At 66.8% G+C, this 19,045-nt stretch carries 15 protein-coding genes; 5 read left to right on the plus strand and 10 right to left on the minus strand.

Going from position 1 to position 19,045, the window contains the following annotated elements; translation table 11 throughout:
* Positions 1-8 precede the first annotated feature (8 nt).
* The 3 genes from PNO31109_RS05315 to PNO31109_RS05325 all read left to right on the plus strand — a co-directional run bounded on the left by PNO31109_RS05315 (position 9) and on the right by PNO31109_RS05325 (position 3,775).
* Complete coding sequence (locus PNO31109_RS05315) at positions 9-929, plus strand: LysR family transcriptional regulator (protein WP_150554606.1); 921 nt, start codon at positions 9-11, stop codon at positions 927-929.
* A 197-nt stretch (positions 930-1,126) separates the two neighbouring features.
* A complete protein-coding gene (locus PNO31109_RS05320; RefSeq protein ID WP_150554607.1) occupies positions 1,127-2,497 on the plus strand; it encodes a hemolysin family protein in 1,371 nt (456 codons plus the stop codon).
* 96 nt (positions 2,498-2,593) lie between these two features.
* On the plus strand, positions 2,594-3,775 hold the full coding sequence (locus PNO31109_RS05325) for a helix-turn-helix transcriptional regulator (protein WP_150554608.1): 1,182 nt from the start codon (positions 2,594-2,596) through the stop codon (positions 3,773-3,775).
* 98 nt (positions 3,776-3,873) lie between these two features.
* On the opposite strand, the gene PNO31109_RS05330 is transcribed toward PNO31109_RS05325, so the two are convergent.
* From PNO31109_RS05330 to PNO31109_RS05340, 3 genes are all read right to left on the minus strand, one after another.
* Positions 3,874-4,641, minus strand: coding sequence for a flagellar brake protein (locus PNO31109_RS05330; RefSeq protein WP_150554609.1), 768 nt, complete (start codon positions 4,639-4,641; stop codon positions 3,874-3,876).
* Positions 4,642-4,930: 289 nt separating this feature from the next.
* Positions 4,931-5,569: a LysE family translocator gene (locus PNO31109_RS05335; RefSeq protein ID WP_150554610.1), complete on the minus strand. Its 639-nt coding sequence runs from the start codon at positions 5,567-5,569 to the stop codon at positions 4,931-4,933.
* 214 nt (positions 5,570-5,783) lie between these two features.
* On the minus strand, positions 5,784-5,987 hold the full coding sequence (locus PNO31109_RS05340; RefSeq protein ID WP_023594378.1) for a cold-shock protein: 204 nt from the start codon (positions 5,985-5,987) through the stop codon (positions 5,784-5,786).
* A gap of 502 nt (positions 5,988-6,489) precedes the next feature.
* Here PNO31109_RS05340 and PNO31109_RS05345 point away from each other — a divergent pair.
* Positions 6,490-7,323, plus strand: a complete 834-nt coding sequence (locus PNO31109_RS05345; protein ID WP_150554611.1) for a peptidoglycan DD-metalloendopeptidase family protein — start codon at positions 6,490-6,492, stop codon at positions 7,321-7,323.
* Between the two features lie 90 nt (positions 7,324-7,413).
* Here the strand turns inward: PNO31109_RS05345 and mdoH are convergent, their stop codons facing one another.
* The 3 genes from mdoH to PNO31109_RS05360 form a co-directional block, all read right to left on the minus strand.
* Positions 7,414-10,074: a glucans biosynthesis glucosyltransferase MdoH gene (mdoH, locus tag PNO31109_RS05350; RefSeq protein WP_442417705.1), complete on the minus strand. Its 2,661-nt coding sequence runs from the start codon at positions 10,072-10,074 to the stop codon at positions 7,414-7,416.
* On the minus strand, positions 10,047-11,570 hold the full coding sequence (locus tag PNO31109_RS05355; RefSeq protein ID WP_150554612.1) for a glucan biosynthesis protein G: 1,524 nt from the start codon (positions 11,568-11,570) through the stop codon (positions 10,047-10,049). The genes mdoH and PNO31109_RS05355 overlap by 28 nt, the downstream gene beginning before the upstream one ends.
* A gap of 449 nt (positions 11,571-12,019) precedes the next feature.
* Complete coding sequence (locus PNO31109_RS05360) at positions 12,020-12,691, minus strand: LysE family translocator (protein WP_150554613.1); 672 nt, start codon at positions 12,689-12,691, stop codon at positions 12,020-12,022.
* Positions 12,692-12,705: 14 nt separating this feature from the next.
* Here PNO31109_RS05360 and PNO31109_RS05365 point away from each other — a divergent pair, with 14 nt between their 5' ends.
* A complete protein-coding gene (locus tag PNO31109_RS05365; protein WP_244958130.1) occupies positions 12,706-13,764 on the plus strand; it encodes a LysR family transcriptional regulator in 1,059 nt (352 codons plus the stop codon).
* Between the two features lie 51 nt (positions 13,765-13,815).
* Here PNO31109_RS05365 and PNO31109_RS05370 read toward each other — a convergent pair whose 3' ends face one another.
* From PNO31109_RS05370 to PNO31109_RS05385, 4 genes are all read right to left on the minus strand, one after another.
* Positions 13,816-15,324, minus strand: a complete 1,509-nt coding sequence (locus PNO31109_RS05370; protein ID WP_241013909.1) for an MATE family efflux transporter — start codon at positions 15,322-15,324, stop codon at positions 13,816-13,818.
* 5 nt (positions 15,325-15,329) lie between these two features.
* Complete coding sequence (locus PNO31109_RS05375; protein ID WP_150554615.1) at positions 15,330-16,094, minus strand: alpha/beta hydrolase family protein; 765 nt, start codon at positions 16,092-16,094, stop codon at positions 15,330-15,332.
* Positions 16,095-16,558: 464 nt separating this feature from the next.
* A complete protein-coding gene (locus PNO31109_RS05380) occupies positions 16,559-17,851 on the minus strand; it encodes an MFS transporter (protein ID WP_150554616.1) in 1,293 nt (430 codons plus the stop codon).
* Positions 17,848-19,041 (minus strand): amidohydrolase family protein, encoded by a 1,194-nt coding sequence (locus PNO31109_RS05385; RefSeq protein WP_150554617.1) that lies wholly within the window; start codon positions 19,039-19,041, stop codon positions 17,848-17,850. Before PNO31109_RS05385 ends, PNO31109_RS05380 begins: the two co-directional genes overlap by 4 nt.
* Positions 19,042-19,045 lie beyond the last annotated feature (4 nt).

The following is a 19,045-nucleotide window of genomic DNA, read 5'->3' on the forward strand; positions in this document are numbered from 1 at the left end:
GCCCCGGCATGAACAAACTTCGCGAGATCGAGTGCTTCATCGCCGTGGTCGAGTCGGGCAGCTTCGTCAAGGCCGCGAGCTCGCTCGGCATTTCGAAGACCGCCATCTCTCGCTATGTCGCCGATCTCGAGGCGCGTCTGGGCACGCGCCTGCTCCAGCGCACCACGCGACGCCTGTCGCTCACCGAACCGGGACAGCGTTATGTCGAGCGCTGCCGTCAGATCCTTGCCGAGCTGGACGAGGCCGATGCGATGGCCGGCGAGCAGGACGGGCAGCCGGCCGGCCCGCTGCGCGTCAATGCGCCGCATACGTTCGGCGTGCTGCATCTGGCGCCGCTCTGGCCCACGTTTCTGGGCCGCCACCCTCAGGTCTCGCTCGACATCACGCTGAGCGACCGCCTCGTGGACATCGTCGACGAAGGCTACGACCTCGCGATCCGTATCACGCGTCTGCCCGACTCCTCGCTCGTGCATCGCCGGCTCGCGGGCACGCGCATGGTGCTATGCGCGTCCCCCGAGTACCTCGCACGGCACGGCACGCCGCGGCATCCGAGCGAGCTCGCACACCACGACACCATCGGCTACAGCTACTTTTCTCACCGGCGGGAATGGCGCTTCGATGGCCCCGACGGACCTGTTTCCGTGCGCACCCGGGCGCGGCTCATCGCCGATAACGGCGATACGTGTCTGGCAGCCGCCCTGGCCGGCGCGGGCGTCATCCTGCAGCCGGCGTTTCTCGTGCAGGACGCCCTGCGCGACGGCCGGCTCGTCGAATTCCTGCCGCAATACACGCAGGGCGAGACCGGGATCTTCGTCGTCTATCCCACCCGCAAATACCTCAGCGCAAAAGTGCGAGCGCTCATCGATTTCCTCGTGGAAGCGTTCGCCGCCCCGCAATGGCGCACGCCCGAGCGGCGCCGACGCCACTGACGCCACTGACGCCACTGGCGCCGCCGTGCGGGCAGCCTGGCTTGCCCGCATCCGCGTCAAAACGCGCGTCGAACCGCACGCGAATAGCCGCAAACGGCGCCCAACACACCCTAACGTCACGGAGCATTCACGGCGTATTTATGGCGTGAGGCGAATGTCCCTTATACTGACGAGCCTGCTGTCCCATTTCACATATTTTGGAAAACTTCTTACTGATCGTCGCCGCGATTGCGCTGGTGTTGCTCAATGGCTTTTTCGTGGCGGCGGAATTCGGTCTCGTCAAACTGCGCCAGACGCGCGTTCATGTCATTGCCCGCCAACGCGGTTGGCGCGGTCGTATTCTGGCCAAGGTCCACGGCCAGCTCGACACCTACCTGTCGGCCTGCCAGCTCGGCATCACGCTCGCCTCGCTGGGACTGGGCTGGATCGGCGAACCGGCCTTCGCGCGCATTCTCACGCCGCTCTTCGAACTGGCCGGCGTGAGTTCCGCCGAGCTGATTCACGCACTCGCGTTCTTCATCGCGTTCTTCACGATCTCGTACCTGCACATCGTCGTGGGCGAGCTCGCGCCCAAGTCGATGGCGCTGCGCATGCCGGAGGCCATCTCGGTATGGACCGCCGCGCCGCTCTACGGCTTTTACTGGCTGATGTACCCAGCCATCTGGATCCTCAACCACAGCGCCAACCGGCTGTTGCGCTGGACTGGGCTCGATCCTTCGCACGGCGCCGACGCCCACTATTCGGCCGACGAAATCAAGCTCATCCTGCGTCGCGGCGCCACCAGCGAAAAGCTCTCGCGCGACGACTGGAACGTGGTGGCCTACGCCATCGACTTCAGCGACCTCACGGTCTCCGACCTGATGCGCCCGATGAGCGAGGTGGCCGCGTTTCGCCGCGGCGCCACGTTCGCGCAGAACATGGACACGGCCTATCGCCACCGTTACAGCCGCTACCCGTTCCTCGACCACGACGGCGAAACGGTGCTCGGCGTCGTCCACCTCAAGGACCTGTTCCTGGCCGAGCATCACGGGCAATCCATCGAAGACCTCGGCAGCATGGCGCGCCCGGTCGAGCGCGTGAAGCCCGACATGCCGGCACGCGAGCTGTTCAGCCGCTTCCGCCGCGGCGCGCCGCACTTTGCCATCGTCGGATGGCCGGACCAGAAGCCTATCGGCTTTCTCACGCTGGACAACCTGCTCTCGGCGCTGGTCGGCAAGATCCGCGACGAGTTCCGGCAGACCGAGGACGACTGGACCCGCATGGAAGACGGCACGCTCATCGGACGCGGCAGCCTGCCGATCCTCACGCTCGAGCGTGCACTGGGCCTCGACATTCCGAGCGAACACGCGGAATCCGTCGGGGGCCTGATCATGAACGCCCTCGGCTATCTCCCGCGCGAAGGCCAGAAGGTCGACTTCGAGGGCTTCTCGGTCGTCGTCAAGAAGATGCAGGGCCCACGGATCGTGCTCGTGCGCGTCTATCCCGAGAGCGTGCGTGAAACCCGTGACATGCAGTCGAAGGCGGCCCATGTGGCGGTGCAACAACGAGCGGACCGAGCGGACGATTGATTCCGGCCGTTTCGCTTGCCAAAATACGCACTATGCGCGACACGCCCGTGAGAGGCGGCGCATATCAGGCACGAGGCGCCTGACGAGCCGAGGGGCATGGCACGACAGTCCGTCGCAACAGAGCCACGGGAGGCGATGGTGGGCGACACGGGGAAGTTGTCACTCGATGCACTGATTGGCGTGTGCTACGACGGCGTGCTCGACGAGGCGTGCTGGGAACGGGCGCTGCGCGAGTTCAACCGCTGGGCGGGCGGCATGGGGTTCCACTCGGTCACGTGGGACCGCGCCCGCCACCGCGCCACGCGCGACTCCCATTCCCTGGACGCGTCACCCGCCATCGTTCGCGAGTTCGTCGAAAAGCTCGCACCAACCGACCCGCGCGTCGCCCTCATGCTGCGACTGCCAATGGGTCACGCCCTGCGCTGCCACCATCATCTGAGCGAGCGCTACGTGGCGCGCAGCGAGCTGTACAACGACTTCCTGATTCCTCACGGCGTGCGCTACACGTATGGTCTGCATCTCGATGGGGCAGACGGCACGAGCGAGTTGCTGGCAATCCTGCGCAGCCCCGATCAGCCGCCTTTCGAGGAAGCCGGGCACGTTCCCGAACTCGAGGTTCTCACGAAGCATCTCGCGCGGGCCGCCAGGCTGCGTGCGGGCACGCGGCGTCTGCGCGCGCAGGCGGCGACCGGCCTGGCGGTGCTCGACCATCTCGACACGGCGGTCGTCATCACCGACGAGAGCGCGCATGTGCACTACCTGAACGCCGCGGCGCACGAACGGCTCGCGGCCATGCGCAACGTCGGCATTCGCGGCGGAAAATTCACGGCCGTGCTACCGGGCGACGAGCACGCGTTGAAGCGTCTGATCGCGAACGCGGCCGCGCGCATGCCGGTGGCCGGCAGCCATCGTCTGCACGGCGACAGCCAGCGGCACTGGGTGATCACGGCGCTGCCGCTGCGCGAGTCGCACCTGTGCGCCGCACCGTGGGAGCGGCCAATGGTCATGCTCACGCTCGGCGACCTGGACCGGCGCGTGACGCTCGGACCGTTCACGCTCAAGGTGCTGTTCGGGCTCTCCCCCGCCGAAGCGCGACTCGCCCAGGCGCTGGCCGAAGGACGCGAGCTCACGCAATACGCGCAGGACGCCAACGTCGCCATCAACACGGCGCGCACGCAGTTGCGCCATATCTTCGACAAGACCGGTTGCCGCCGGCAAGCCGACCTGCTGCGGCTGCTGCAGGCGATTCCCGCACTGCGCATGCACTCGCCACGTTGAGCACCACCGGCGTCGGCGTCCCGTCCGCTGGCCCACGAAGCGCGCCGGAACAAAAAAGGCGACCCGAGGGTCGCCTTTGCTTGCCGATTCGTGGGCGCTCAGGCGCGCGCGAACGCCTTGCGGTTGAGTTCGAGCTGGGTGATGAGCTTCTGCAGGCGCGACTCCGCCATGCGCGTGAGCGCGATGAAACGGCACCCGACGTGGTATTCCACATCCTTCGCGAGCGGCACGGTGCGCACCGCGCAGACTTCCAGGTCGACCTGGACGGTGCCGTAGTCGCGCAGCTCGATCTCGGCGTGCATGAGCATGGAGCCCTTCGGGATCTCGGCGGCGGCCGCGGCCTTCGTGCGCAAGCCCACGCCGCCCAGCGACAAGTCGAACACCGACAGGCGCATCGGCGTCTCGTCCGGGAATTTGACCGTGCACTGGTACGGGTCGAGGATCGGCGTCTTCACCCGGAAATAATCGCGGCGCTGCAAGCGCACGAGCGTTTCCGGATACGACGAATAGAACGCAGGATAGCCTTCGAACTCACGCTCTTGCACGTCGCCGATCGGAAAATGCACCTGGATGCCTTCCGGCACGCCGACGAACAGCGCGCGCTTGTTGGCCAGCAGCGCACGGTTTTCCGTCTCCACGCCGCCCCAATCGAAATAGAAACCGCGCGCCTGCGGGTCGACCTTGAGCAAACGGGTCACGAGCTGGCGCTGCCCGTTCGCGAAGTACACGGTCATGAAGTCGCCGCGGGTGGCCAGATGACGCAGCACCCCGCCGATTTCCAGCGGGTTGCTGATGCGATACGAGTCGTGCAGTTGAGACTCTTCGTCCGACGGTGCCGGTGTCACCTGCGGTTCTGTCGTTTCCATACCTGATCTTCTATTTGTCCCCGTGACGGCCGCGCCTGGTCGCACGATCCGTACGCAATAAAGCCTTCGCGATGCACGCGCGGTGTTGCCATCGCCACATCGCGGCGCGAGTGCGCGCCCGCCGACGCTCGATCACCGTTGCACACCGGATCATGAACGTTAACGGTCGCCGGCCGGAAATATTGAGTGCCCGGCGCACGGACCTGCTGCTCCCCGTGCCGTGCGCCACACCCGGGCGTTCGCCCCGCCCTTGTGACTTATCGTTTCAGACGTCGCAGGCGCGGGCCGATCAGCGATGCACCGCAGCCATCAACGCGCCGAAGCCCATGAACGCGCCGCCGCTGATCCTGTTGAACGCCTTGAGCACGCGCGCCTCGCGCAGGTACGGCGCAATGCGCAGGCCGCCTGTCGCGTAGATCATGTACCAGCTCATCTCGATGACCGCGAACGTGCCGAGCAGGATCGAGAATTGCGGCAGCTTGGCGGCCGAAGGATCGATGAACTGCGGCAGGAAAGCGGCGGCGAAGAGGATGGCTTTCGGGTTGCTGGCGGCGACCAGAAACCCGGACTTGAACAGCTTGCCGAAGCTGGAATCGGCGGCGAGTGCGGGCGCGGCGAGGTTCGCGGCGGCCTCCTTCGTGTCCACCGGCGAGCGCCAGCTCTTGTAGCCCAGGTACACCAGATAGGCCGCGCCAATGTAGCGCAGCGTGTCGAACAGCATCGGCCACGCCTTCAGTACCGCGCCGAGGCCGGCAGCCGAAATCGACATCATGGCGATGAGCGCCGTCATGCAGCCGGCCATCGTGCCCAGCGCAGGGCGAAGCCCGTGTCGCGCGCCGTGCGTCATGACGAGCAGCATGTTGGGCCCGGGCGTCGCCGACACGAAGAATACGGTGACCACGAACAGCCACCAGGTTTGCAGGCTCATGATTGCCTCGAGAAAATGCCTACGCGAATCCGAACAGGCATTGTAGCGTCGAACCGCGACGGCGGCATCGTCCTCGTGTACGTCTCATGCGAATCAAAAATGCCGGAGAAAGGGGGAGGCCCGAAGCAAACGGGCCCGATGGCTTTCGCCATCGGGCCCGTTCATCGTGCGATGCCGGCCAGCCGGGAGGCTGGCGCGGCATGACAAGCGCTAATTACAGCGGCTTGATGTTCGCGGCTTGCTTGCCCTTCGGGCCAACCTTGACCTCGAACGACACGCGTTGGTTCTCTTGCAGCGACTTGAAGCCGTCAACCTTCACTTCCGAGAAGTGAGCGAACAGGTCTTCACCGCCGGCGTCCGGGGTGATGAAGCCGAAGCCCTTTGCGTCGTTGAACCACTTAACAATACCGGTTTCCATGTTTTTTCCTAATAAAACAATAGCCTGGGGTCGGAATGACCCCTCCAGCGCTGACAATCAAGGGAAAATGAAGGACTAGAAACCAGCGAGAAGCAGGAAAACTACGTCGGACAACAACTTCGCGGCTTGACAATCTGCAATTGGTTTTATACGTGTAGCACCGACGCTTGTCAACAGGGAAAATGCCGCAAAATACGTAACAATTTTCGCAAATAGCGGGGAATTCGGGCGCTCTTCATGTGTCCGACCGGCAATTCCTGCCCGTACAATGGGCGTTTTATCCCGCGCCCATGCCGTTATTGCGCGTTTTGGCTACTGTTTTGGCTACGGTTTTGGCTCTTGCTTCGACTCGTGTTTCAGGGTTCCCCAAGCGGTTTTGCGCGGAATCCCCTCTGGACACCGACACGCCCCTCCGAGCCGCTATGCCATTGTGCCGCTATGCCGCTACGCCACTGGGCCTTCGATCTCCCTGACCTGCCTACGGATGGAGCCTGACCGCCTCATGCGACCTGCCGCGTCGCACCCCGCCTGTCCTTACCTTCACGCTCATGCACGCGCCGGCGCGCATGGCGCCCGGCGATCCGTCGCCCGCTGGCTCTCGCGCTGGCGGACGTATTCGCTCACGTTTGCCGTCTGCGCCACACTGGCGGCGTGCGCCGGCTCGCCCGCCTACGGCCCGGTGCCGGCCGGCAGCTACCGTGTCCAGTCCGGCGACACGCTCTATGGCATCGCCCGCGCCAACAACACGACCACGGCCGACCTGGTGCGCTGGAACGGTCTGACCGACCCCGACAAGATCGAAGTCGGTCAGGTGCTGCGCGTAGTGCCGCCTCCGGGTTCCGCGAGCGCGCCGGCGGCGGCGTCCGGCACGAGCCCGTCGGGCGGCGCCTCCCGATCGCGCCCCAGCGCCCGGCCGGCGCCGAAGAAGTCCGCTCCCGCGCCAGCGGCACCGCGTGTGGCCACCAACAAGATCCCGATGGTATGGCCGGCCGACGGCCCTGTGCTCGCCAACTTCAACGGCAGCAGCAACAAGGGCATCGACATCGGCGGCAAATCGGGCGATCCGGTGTATGCCGCGGCCGCGGGCAAGGTCGTCTACGCCGGCAGTGGCCTGCGCGGCTACGGCAATCTGGTGATGGTGCAACACGAGAACGGCTATCTCACCGCATACGCTCACAATCGCGCCCTGCTGGTCAAGGAAGGCGCGACGGTGAGCAAGGGGCAGAAGATCGCCGAGATGGGCGACACCGACTCGCACGGCACCGTAAAGCTGCACTTCGAGGTGCGACAGAAGGGCACGCCGTTCAATCCGCGCGACTTCCTGCCGTCGCGCTGATCTCGACGGCGCGAAAAACGCGCGCGAGACGCAAAACGGCAAGGCGCGAAGCCTTGCCGTTTTGCGTTGTGCCGCCAGCGATGGCCCGGATCAGGCCGAAGCCAGATACCCTTGCGCCAGTCCGTTCGAGCGCGCGTCGCGCCAGTCGCGATGCGCTCGCGGATCGGTCCACACGAGCAGATGCAGCGCCGCCAGAGCCCGCGGGTCGTTGAGCAGTTCCCATTTCTGCGTGTTGGTCAGCTTCGCCGGCCCCCTGAGCAGGGCCGCCTCCACGCGGCCCGCGCGCACGGCATCGCGCTTCGCATCGTCGAGCGTCGGCGCCACGCTGGCCGCGACGAGCGCATTGGCCATAGGATCGATCACCGCATCGACGAAATCGACGCGCCTGGGCGACTCGTCGGTGTACTTCTCCGTCATGCGCAGTTCCTTGGGCGGCCATGATTCCTCGGGAATCAGGAACAGGCGCGCGCGCTTGAGGGCGCGCCCGAGCGACACGCGGCTGGAGAACACCGACACCGGGATCGAAATCATCATCGAGCCGACGATCGGCATCAGCCACCAGATGAAGTCGGGGTTGAGCCAGTAGACGATGCCGCCCCACCCGAGCCCGATCAACGTCTGCAGACCGTGGCGACGAATCGCCTCGCCCCAGTGCGTCTGCGCATCCTCGCGCGGCGGCGACTTCCACTGAATCGCGATGCCCGTGAGCGCGGCCAGCACGAATTGCGTGTGAAACAGCATGCGCACGGGCGCGAGCAGCGCAGAGAACACCATTTCGATGAACATGCTCACCGTCACGGCCACCCAGCCGCCGAAACGCTTCGCGCCCTTCACCCAGATCAGCAGCACCGCCAGGATCTTCGGCAGGAACAGCAACGTGGCGGTCGCCGAGAACAGGGCCAGCGCCCGCTCGGGATGCCACTCGGGCCACACCGGGAACAACTGGCGCGGCGCCGTGAAGTACTCCGGCACCACCAGCGTATGCTTGGCGAGCAGGCACGTGGAGAGGATCAGGAAGATGAACCACAGTGGCGCGGAGACGTAAGCCATCGCCCCGGTCACGAACACGGCGCGATGCACCGGGTGCATGCCCTCGGCCAGGAACAGCCGGAAGTTCATCAGGTTGCCCTGACACCAGCGGCGGTCGCGCTTGAGCTCGTCGAGCAGGTTCGGCGGCATTTCCTCGTAGCTGCCGGGCAGGTCGTAGGCGATCCACACGCCCCAGCCCGCACGCCGCATGAGTGCGGCTTCGACGAAGTCGTGCGAGAGGATCGCACCGGAGAGCGCCCCCTTGCCGGGCAGCGGTGCGAGCGCGCAATGCGCCATGAAGGGCTTCATGCGGATGATCGCGTTGTGGCCCCAGTAGTGCGATTCGCCCAGTTGCCAGTAGTGCAGGCCGGCGGTGAACAGCGGACCGTACACGCGTCCGGCGAATTGCTGCAGGCGCGCGTAGAACGTCTCGCGCCCTGCCGCGAGCGGGGCGGTCTGAATGAGACCGGCGCTCGGATGGGCTTCCATCATGCGCACGAGCTTGGTCAGGCATTCGCCGCTCATCACGCTGTCGGCATCGAGCACGATCATGTAGCGGTATTCGCTGCCCCAGCGGCGACAGAAGTCGTCGAGGTTGCCGCTCTTGCGCTTGACGCGGCGCTTGCGGCGCCGATAGAAAATGCGCCCGAAGCCGCCGACCTCACGGCACAGCGCCTGCCAGGCGTCGACTTCGGCCGTGCAGTGATCGGCCTCGTTGGAGTCGGACAGGATGAAGAAGTCGAAGCGCTCGAGCGAGTCGGTCTTGGCGAGCGACTCGTAGGTCGCGCGCAGCCCGGCGAAGACGCGGCCGACGTCCTCGTTGCAGATCGGCATGACGATGGCCGTGCGCGCCTCGGGCTCGATCGGTGCATCGCCGGCCGCCATCTTGGAGATCATGTGGCGCTCGCCGCCGAACAGCAGAACGAAAAAGCCGAAGATGGCGGTCCAGAAACCCGCGGATACCCAACCGAAGAGCAGCACGAAGAGCACCAGCACGGCGAATTCGAGCGGATCGGCGCCGTGATACGGCAGCACGGAGGCCATGAAGTGCGTGGCCAGCGCCGTCTGCGCGATCATCAGCGCGAGCAGCATCCAGCGACGGCGGCGCCCCGCCTGCGACCACTGGCCCCTGGGGTCGGGCGCGTCGCGCACGAGCGGATCGGGATCGGCGCGGCCGGTCAGCTTGCGCCACAGGCGCGCGAGCGGGTTGAGCGACCAGGGCCGGGGAAGGAGCGACGTGCGGCGTACCGGCGGCGCGATGCGCAAGGTCTGCACGCCGCGCACTTCGGTGAGGCCTGCGGCCTCGGCCAGGGAACCGCCCTCGGTCAGGGCGAGGCGCGCAGGCTGCGAGGCGAGCACGGCGTCGCTGTCGGATTCGATTTCGGCGGCGTCATGCGTATGCCATGCCACGGTCGCCACGGGCGCCGCGGCTGCGGCGTCCGACACGGTCACGCCGGCGACGGGCTCGGGCGCCTCGGGCATCTCGGGCGTCTGGGGCATCTGGGACGCGCGCGCGCCCTCGCCCGTACCGTCGTTCGTCACGCGCGCGGCAAGCAGGCGCTGAAGGCGCGTGAGCACGTCCAGCGTATCCCCGCCGTCGCGCTTCGCTTGCGCGAGCAGCGCATGGCGCGTCTCTGCGGGCAGGGGCAACCGGTCGACATACAACTCGTCGACCGGAATATCGGAGCGCTCGCTCACTCGGGGGGTAACAGGTAGCTCCACGTTTCGGATAGGGTATTGCTGCCGTTGCGCAGGTAGGCGCGCATTTCGACGGGTTTCTCGGAATCGAGGCGGCGCATGCGAAGCATGACGCGATAGCCTCCCGTGACGTCATTGCGCTGCGTCTGCACTTCCAGGATCTTGCCGTTGCCGTCGATGGATACATTGCCTTCGACCTTGGCATCGTCCGGCAGTTTCTTGAGCGCCGGGCCCTCGAAATCGAGCGCAAACAGCAGACTGTCGTCTGGTTTCCCCCGGTAGCCGTGTCCTCGACGGCTTTGCGTCACCCACGCCGTGGGAGGGCGCTTGTCGTTGTCTTTCTGCCAGGACAGCTTGTACTCGAGCGAGTACGGCTGCTTGGGTTTGGGCGGCGAATCCGGCACCCAGTACGCGACGATATTGTCGTTCGTTTCGTCCGGGGTCGGGATCTGCACCAGTTCCACGCGGCCCTGTCCCCACTTGCCCTTGGGCTCGACCCAGGCGCTCGGGCGCAGTTCGTAGTGGTCGTCGAGGTCCTGGTAATCGGTGAAATCGCGATCGCGCTGGACCAGACCGAAACCGCTCGGATTCGACAACGCGAACGACGACACGAGCAAACGCTTCGGATTGACGAGCGGACGCCAGATCCATTCGCCGGTCCCCGACTGGATCGACAGGCCGTCCGAGTCGTGGACTTCAGGGCGATAGTCGGGCACCGCGGGCGGCTGGTTCTCGCCGAAGAAGAACATGCTGGTGAGCGGTGCGAGCCCGAGCTTGGTAACGTTCTCGCGCAGGAACAGTTCGGCCTTCACGTCCACGGTGGTGTCGACGCCGGGTCGCAACGTGAAGCGATACGCGCCGGTCGCGCGCGGCGAATCGAGCAGCGCGTAGATGGTCAGTTCCTTCGCACCGGGCGCCGGACGCTGGATCCAGAACTCGGTGAAACGCGGAAACTCCTCGCCCGAGTTCAGCGCGGTGTCCAGCGCGAGCCCGCGCGCGGACAGCCCATAGGTCTGGTTCTTGCCGAGCGCCCGGAAGTAGCTCGCGCCCAGAAAGACCATCACTTCGTCCTTGTACTTCGGCGTGTTGACCGGAAAGTGGATGCGAAAGCCGGCGAAGCCGAGCCCGCGCAGTTGCTTCTGGTCGACCTTGAGCGCGCCGAAGTCGAACATGTCGGGGCTGTAGCGCACTTCACGCGCGGTGTTGCCCACGAGTTCGTTGATTTTGACGGGACGGTCGTAATACGAGCCCTCGTGGAAGAACATCAGCTCGAACGGCAGCTTCTGCGCGCGCCACAGGGCCCGCTCCGGCTTGAAGCGGATGTTGCGGTAGCGGTCGTAGGAGAGATTCTGCAGGTCCTTGGGAAGATTCGGATCCTTGGGTTTGTAGCGATTGTTGGCGAGCGTGCGCGCCTGTTTGGCCACGTCGTCGAACGAGAAAGCATGCGCGGCGCCGCTGACGAGCGCGCAGGCGCTGAGCACACCGGCGAGCGCCAGGTGCAGGGCACGGTGGGAAGTCATGCGAGAAACCGCGTTGAGCAGGAATTCCATCGGCAAAGGGAATGGCGTGTAACGCGCGTGCTGACCGTAGCCAGCGTGCGCCGAACGCGCAATTTTACCCGTTCATTCCCTGATTGACTAAAGATGCATCGGCAAAACCTTCGAAGCAAGCGCTCACATTAACCCAATCCGCCGGCCCGACGCCGCCTGCGGCGCGTCACAAATTTGTGACGATTTGTGACCAAGGGGCAAAACGAGGGGAGAAACGGGGGAAAAAACGAGGGAAAAAACGAGCGGAAACGGCGAAAAAAGGATGGCTTTTAAGGATGGCTTTTGCAGGCTTGCCCCGGCTTTATCTTCCAGGTTGCGTCATTCCGGCGTCAGGCACTCGCCTTGTTCGAACGACATTCGCGTCCGGCTAGCCCCACATGGGACGAGAGTCCGTGCCGATCGACGCAGCGCTTCGCGCCTCACCGATTTGCCAGCGCCAACATTGCCCCGAGCCCCATCAACGCCCCGCCGATGGCGCGCCTCACCAGACGCTGCCGACGCAACATCGCGGCACGCAACCAGCCCGCCGAAAACCCGAGCGCCACGAGGCTGAACCAGGCCCAATGCGCGAACGACATGAACGCACCGTAGGCGGCGCCCAGTTGCCAACCCGTGCCCGCGTGCACGACCTGGGTGAACGTGCTCACCACGAACAAGGTGGTCTTCGGGTTCAAGGCGTTGGTAAGGAATCCGGCGCGAAATGCCCCCTTCGCCTCTCCCCGGCAAACCGCGCCTGCAGCGCCTGCAGCGCCGGCCACGCTCGCCGCGCCGCCCTGCGCTCCGGCGTCCTCCTCGGTCACGTCCAGCACCGACGAACGGTCGTGCCACGTCCGCCAGCCGATGTACACGAGGTATCCCGCCCCCACCCATTGGATCGCAGTGAACAACCATGGCACTTCGGCAATCAGCAGCCACACACCCACCAACGTGTAGAAGACGTGCACCTGCACCCCCGCCGCAATACCCAAGGCCGCCCACAAACCCGCACGACGTCCGTGCCGCCAACTCGAACGCGTCACCATCGCGAAATCGGGTCCCGGGCTGATCACCGCCAATATCGTGATCGTCATTACCGCCAATAGCTCTTGCATGAGTTTTTCTCACCTTGTCCGGGAATGCGCGGCGGCCTTTCCCGCTTTCACGCCATCCCACTTGCGCTTTTCATTTTCCGACCGCCCGGTTGCGTATTTTCCATCGGCGCGCCCCGCGGCCAAAACGATCTTTTCGCAAGGGAATCCGTGATAATTTCTCACGCATGAACCGCCCACTCCCCCTCAATGCGCTCCATGTGTTCAATGTCGCCGCCAGCGAACTCAGCTTCGCCCGAGCCGCCGACCGCCTGTTCGTCACCCACGGCGCCGTCAGCCGCCAGATCCGCTCGCTCGAACTTGCCGTTGGCCTTCCCCTCTTCGAGCGCCGCAACCGCGCGGTCTTCCTCACGCCCGCCGGCGAACGCCTCCACGCCACCACGCGGCAAATCTTCGAACAGCTCGACTCGACGCTCGCCAGCCTCCAACCCGCCCGGCGGACCCAGCCGCTCGTCGTTTCGTGCGAGCCCACCCTTGCCATGCGCTGGCTCATCCCCCGCCTCGCCGCTTTCGCCGACGCTCATCCCGATATCGCCCTTCACCTGCACTCGGCCGGCGGCCCGCTCGATCTGGCGAGTGCAGGCGTCGACGTCGCCATCCGCCGCAACGACTTCTTCTGGGGTCACTCGCTGGTCGCCGAAACCCTCGCGGACGAATGGATCGGCCCGGTCGGGCTGCCCGCGACATTCGGCCGCGCGCAACTCCACACGCGAACCCGGCCTCACGCGTGGCAGGACTGGCAACGCGCCATGCAACGCGCCGGCGCTTCGCCTCACACACTGCCCCGCTTCGACGCGGACGCAGCGCCGCCCCCCTTCGAGCACTTCTATCTGAGCCTGCAAGCCGCTGGCGCCGGACTGGGCGCCGCCATCGGATCGGTGTACATGGTCGGCGACGAACTGAGCGCCGGGCGCCTCACCGCTCCCCACGGCTTCGTGCGCGACGGCTCCGCATACGTCGCACTCGCGCGCGAACCGTTCGACCGGCATCCGGCCCGCGAGGCGCTGCTGAACTGGCTGAGGATTTCGCTGGCGGCGTCGGCACGCCCCTGGATCGGGACGCACGCCCCACAATGACCCGCCACGTGCGGCGAATGAAGAGAGATGGCGCCGCCTATACCTGACGCCTTACCGCCGTTCTTCGGGATTTTCGTTTTTGGCGGGCGCCGCCGCCGTTGTCGCCGTTGCCCCCGGTTCCGGCGGCAATGGCGCGGGCGGCGGGCCGGCAGGTGCGCTGGCGGCATCCTCGACCGGCGCCACAGGCGGTCGGCCGCCCGCCGAGAGCATTCGCACGCCGCGCCATTTACCCCAGCGGTAGTACGCGAGCGCCATCACGAGCGACACGGCGAAGCCAAGCGGGAAGCTCCACCAGATCGCCTCGGCGCCCCACGTTTTTTGCATTTGCCACGCGAACGGCAGCCGGATCACCCATTGCGACACGAACAGGATCACGAGCGGCGCCGTGACCGCGCCCGTCGCGCGCACCACGCCAAAGAGCACGATGGTCACGCCGAACAGCACAAATGACCACGCCACCACGGTGTTGATGTGTTGCGCCTGCGAGATGGCAAAGCCGTCGCCGGGCAGAAACGCATTCATGAACTGCCGGTTGAAGAGCAGAATCGCCGCGACCAGCACACCGGTCATGACGAAGTTCAGCCCCACGCCCACGCGTCCGATCCGTGAGACGCGCTCCCACAGTCCCGCCCCCACGTTCTGTGCCGTCATCGACGACACGCCCGCGCCGATGGCCAGCGCCGGCATCTGCACGTAAGTCCACAACTGCGACGCCACCCCGTAGGCGGCCGTCGTCTGCGACCCGTAGCCGTTGACGAAGCCCATCATCACCATCGCAGACGACGAGATCACCACCATCTGCAAGCCCATCGGCAGGCCCTTCACCACGATGAGCCGCAACAGCCCGGCGTCGATGCGCAGATAGCGCCAGTCCTTGCGCTGCAACCACAGCGGATCGCGCCGCCGGTAAAGGGTATACATCAGCGCGGCGAGGCTCAGCGTCTGCGCGACGAGCGTGGCGCCCGCCGAGCCCGCAATGCCGAATGGGGGCACCGGTCCCCACCCGAAGATGAAGAGCGGGTTGAGCGCGATGTCGAGGCCCACCGAGAGCAGCATGAAGCGAAACGGCGTGCGCGCGTCGCCCGCCCCGCGCAACGCCATCATCACGAAGTTGTAGAAGTACATCACCGGCAAGGCCACGAAGATGATGCGCAGGTACGAGACGGCGAACGCGCGCGCATCGCCCGGGGTGCCGAGCGCATCGAGCAGCTCCGGCGTGAAGACATAGCCGAATACGGCCACCGCCAGCGACATCAGCACGAAGAACGAGGCGCTCGTGCCGACGATGCGCTGCGTGAGCACGTGGTTCTTCGCGCCGATGGACTGGCCGATGAGGATGGTGTTGGCCATGCTGATGCCGAAGACCACGCCCAGCAGGAAGAACAGCAGGATGTTGGCGTTCGACGCCGCAGTCAGCGCCGACTCACCGAGGAAGTGGCCGATCCACATGGCGTTGATCGAGGCATTGAGCGACTGCAGCACGTTGCTGCCGAGCACGGGCAGCGAGAACCAGAACAGGGTCCTGCCGATCGGGCCGCGCGTGAGATCCCTTTGCGCCATGGCCGCTACTTCGCGTCGAGCTTCACGCCGGGCGCGGGCGTGGGCACGCTGCATCGATGGCCGCGCACGTTCTCGACAAAGTGCTGGATCAGCGGCAGTACCTTGGCTTCGACGTCGCCATGCCCGTAACCGAAGCCGGCGAAATTGAAGTGTGTCGCGCCATCGACCACCGCGAGCCAGTGGCAACCGGCCGGCAGATCGGCGTATGGGACGGTGCGCGTCTGCCATTTGCCATCGAGCGGCGCGTCGCGCGTGCCGGTCACGAGCAGCACGGGTTTTTGAATGCCGTGCCACGCCCCGGACGGAAAGACCGGGCCCGGACCCTGGGGCGAGAACGCGATATAGCCCTCGAAGCGATCGTCGCTGTCGAGCCCGAGCTTGTTCTTCGCGCCCGCCTCGATCATGACCGTCGCCGCCCCCATCGAATGACCGGCGAAGACCGCCGGTCCCGAACGGCACTGCGTTCGCGCCCAGCGCAGCGCAGCGCCCGTGTCTTCCAGCCGCTCGTCATACGCTTCGGGGTCCGTAGTGAGTGCCAGCAAACCATCGCGCAGCCCGCCGTTGCGCACACGGTCGCGTAACGAGTCACGGCCGCTTTCCTTGTGCGCCATCGTCACGGTCAGCCAACCGTATTGCGAGAGCGCGCGGCCCAGCCACGCGAGCGCGTCGCGGTCGTCGCCCGCGCCGGGGCTGAGCACCGCCACGCCATGGCAGGCCGACGGCGGCCGAAAAACATGGAGATTGACGTAGCCGCCGTCGCTGCGCAGCACACGTTGATCGGCGCCGGTTGGCGGTCGCGGCGAAGCGTTGGGTGAGGAGATGGCCGGTGCAGCCGATGCCCCGGAAGGCGCGGAAGGTGCGGCGGCCGCCGGATTCCGCGCGGGCGTACCGGGCAAGGCTGTGTCGGCAGCCGAGGCGGGCGGCGTCAGGAGGATCAGTGCCGCGAGGCAGGCGAGCCTGATCGCGCCGGGGCTGCAGGCGCCGAGCGCGACGAGCTTCGTCCCGATCGATCGTCCCACGGCCCTGCGCGACAGTCCGAGCATCCGTTCTCCCTTGGTATCTGGCGGCCTGCAGCCAAGTCGGCCTGATGGCCAGGGACCGGTCTCGCGCCGAAGTCCCGCTGCGACATCACACGATGGATCATCTTAGCGCGGATTGCGAAGGAACTCGCATGATTTTTGCATCGACGACACCTGTCTCGCGGGCGCAACGCGCGCCACGGGCCGCGCACACGTCAGGCGCGCCGAGGACGCGCACCGCGTGTGTCGCGCGACAGTCCGAGCGCCGACGCATATCCCGCCGGATCGAAGCGCCAGGTCAGCACGAGCAGCGCCACGTTGAGCACGATCAGCCCGATCCATGCCGGGAGAAAACTGCCCGTCGCCGCTCGCGCCGCGCCGGCCGCGAACGGCGCCACGGCCGCAATGCAAAAGCCCACGCCCTGCATGAAGGCCGCCAGCGCCGCCGCGTGACGCGGTTGCGCATGATGGTCGAGCGCCAGCACCAGTCCCAGCGAAAACGTGCCGCCCAGTCCGAAGCCGATGCCGCCGATCCACCACCACGCGGCCGCCTGCGGCGCGACCACGAGGCCGACCACGCCGGCCAGTGTCGCGGCGAGCGCGAGCGCCAGCCAACGGCGGCGGTCGACACTGCGCCGCGCCAGCCACGGCAGCAGCAGCGCCGCGACGACCTGACATGCCGTGAGCCACGCGAGCAACGCACCGCTGTGCGTTGCGCTCATGCCGCGCTGCTGATAGAACGGCGGCAGCCACGCGACCATCGTCGTGTACGTGCAGTTGATGAGCCCGAAATACACCGCGAGCGTCCATGCCCGGTGCTTGCGCAGCAACGCGAGCATCGAAGGCGCACCGCCCTCGGTGCGCTCGCTCGCATCGCGGCAGGCGGCGCGCAGATCCTCCGCCGTGGAAGGCGTCGGTGCGCGCGGCGGCGCCGCCATCGGCGAGAGCGACCGGAGCGGCGAGAGCGGCGAGAGCGGCGCACGCCACCACGCCAGCGCGGCCGCGCCTACCACCGCGAGCCACACGCCCAGCCCGGCGCGCCAGTCGTCCGTCCGCGCGGCGACCCAGGGACTCACCGCGGCGCCGAGTCCTCCGCCGCCCATCAGCGCCGCCGAGTACAGCCCCATCATCGATGTCATGCGCGCCGCGCTGAAGTTCGCTTTCACCACACCCGGCAGCAACGCCTGGATGATCGCGATGCCGACACCGGAAGCCAGCGCGGTGCCGATCATCGTCGCGGTGTCGTCGGCGACGAAGCGCAGGCCGCACGCCAACGCCAGCGCCGCGAGGCCCAGCAGCACGCCGCGGCGCTCGCCGAACCGGCGAGTGAGCCCGCTCGCGGCGAACGCCCCCGCCCCCATGGCCAGCACGGGCAGCGACGTCAGCAACGCCGCCACGGGATATGTCATCCCGGTCGCCTCGCGGATCTGCGGCAGCAGCGGGCTGACGGACGTGAGCGTGGGCCGGAGCGTCAGCCCGACCGCAACGATGGCCAGCCAGAGCGTCATGCCGGCACACCGTCGCTCACCACGACGCGACCATTGGCCACCACCCAGCGCCGCGGCGCGCGCGTCACGACAGCCTGCGCGGCATTGACGGCGTCCACGAGCACGAGGTCGGCGCGCGCTCCGACTTGCAGGCCGTAGTGCTCGAAACCGCAGACCGCCGCGCCCTGGTGCGTCACGCAATCGAGCGCGATCTGCTCGAGTTCGTCGTCGCGGCGCAGGTTGTAGCGCAGTCCGATCATCATGGCGCGCTCGAGCATGTCGGGCGAGCCGTAAGGCGTCCACGTATCGCGAATGCCGTCGTTGCCGCCGGCGAGCGCCACGCCCGCACGCCGGCATGCCAGCAGCGGCGGCACCGTGCGCGACGGCGGCGCCGTGGTAACGAGCGCCACGCCCGCCTGCGCAAGACGCGCGAGCAGGGCCTGCGCGCGCGCCGCATCGAGCTCGCCCAGACAGAACGCATGCGACACCACGACCTTGCCCTGCATGCCCAGCGCCGCAATGCGCTCGAGCATGAGCTCGAACGTGAACACGCCCATCTCGCCCGGCTCGTGCAGATGGATGTCGACCGGGCAACCATGCTTGTCGGCGAGCGCGAACATCGCATCGAGCGACGCCTTCGGGTCACGGTCGATCGCGCACGGATCGAGCCAGCCGAGCACGTCGGCGCCGCGGGAGAGCGCCGCGTCGAGCAGCTCGAGGGTGCCGGCGCGGTCGAGCACGCCCGATTGCGGGAACGCCACGATCTGCATGTCGAGCGTATCGGCCAGCGTGTCGCGCGTGGCGAGCACCCCATCGAGATGGCGCAGGCCGGCGTCGGTGTCGATATCGACGTGCGTGCGCAAGCGCGTGGTGCCCGCGGCGAGGAACGCGCGCGCCAGCGCGAGCGACGCCGCACCGGCATCGTGTCCGCTTTGCGCGCGCCACTGGCGCTCGTTGTCGATGCGATCGACGAGCCGCGTGCCGCACGCGTTCACGTACCACGGCATGCCCCACACCGTCTTGTCCAGATGGGTGTGCGACTCCACGAGACCCGGCAGTAGCAGCGCGCCGCGCGCGTCGATCCGCCTAGCCGCGGCGTCCTTCGTCGCGGGCAGCGAGGCGCCCAGCGCGACGATGCGCCCCTGCGCGACGCGCACGTCCACCGGCGTGCCGTCGAGCGCGCGTGCATTGCGAATGTCCAGTGTTGTCATGCGT

It is taken from the genome of Pandoraea nosoerga, assembly GCF_902459585.1.
Taxonomy (GTDB): Bacteria; Pseudomonadota; Gammaproteobacteria; order Burkholderiales; family Burkholderiaceae; genus Pandoraea; species Pandoraea nosoerga.

Bases quoted from the DNA above. Each gene is read 5' to 3' on its own strand.
- PNO31109_RS05345 (WP_150554611.1), top strand. From the start codon at position 6,490: ATGCGACCTGCCGCGTCGCACCCCGCCTGTCCTTACCTTCACGCTCAT.
- PNO31109_RS05330 (WP_150554609.1), bottom strand. From the start codon at position 4,641: ATGGAAACGACAGAACCGCAGGTGACACCGGCACCGTCGGACGAAGAG.
- PNO31109_RS05370 (WP_241013909.1), bottom strand. From the start codon at position 15,324: ATGGCGCAAAGGGATCTCACGCGCGGCCCGATCGGCAGGACCCTGTTC.
- PNO31109_RS05385 (WP_150554617.1), bottom strand. From the start codon at position 19,041: ATGACAACACTGGACATTCGCAATGCACGCGCGCTCGACGGCACGCCG.
- PNO31109_RS05315 (WP_150554606.1), top strand. From the start codon at position 9: ATGAACAAACTTCGCGAGATCGAGTGCTTCATCGCCGTGGTCGAGTCG.
- PNO31109_RS05340 (WP_023594378.1), bottom strand. From the start codon at position 5,987: ATGGAAACCGGTATTGTTAAGTGGTTCAACGACGCAAAGGGCTTCGGC.
- PNO31109_RS05380 (WP_150554616.1), bottom strand. From the start codon at position 17,851: ATGACGCTCTGGCTGGCCATCGTTGCGGTCGGGCTGACGCTCCGGCCC.
- PNO31109_RS05355 (WP_150554612.1), bottom strand. From the start codon at position 11,570: ATGACTTCCCACCGTGCCCTGCACCTGGCGCTCGCCGGTGTGCTCAGC.
- PNO31109_RS05360 (WP_150554613.1), bottom strand. From the start codon at position 12,691: ATGCAAGAGCTATTGGCGGTAATGACGATCACGATATTGGCGGTGATC.
- PNO31109_RS05325 (WP_150554608.1), top strand. From the start codon at position 2,594: ATGGCACGACAGTCCGTCGCAACAGAGCCACGGGAGGCGATGGTGGGC.
- PNO31109_RS05335 (WP_150554610.1), bottom strand. From the start codon at position 5,569: ATGAGCCTGCAAACCTGGTGGCTGTTCGTGGTCACCGTATTCTTCGTG.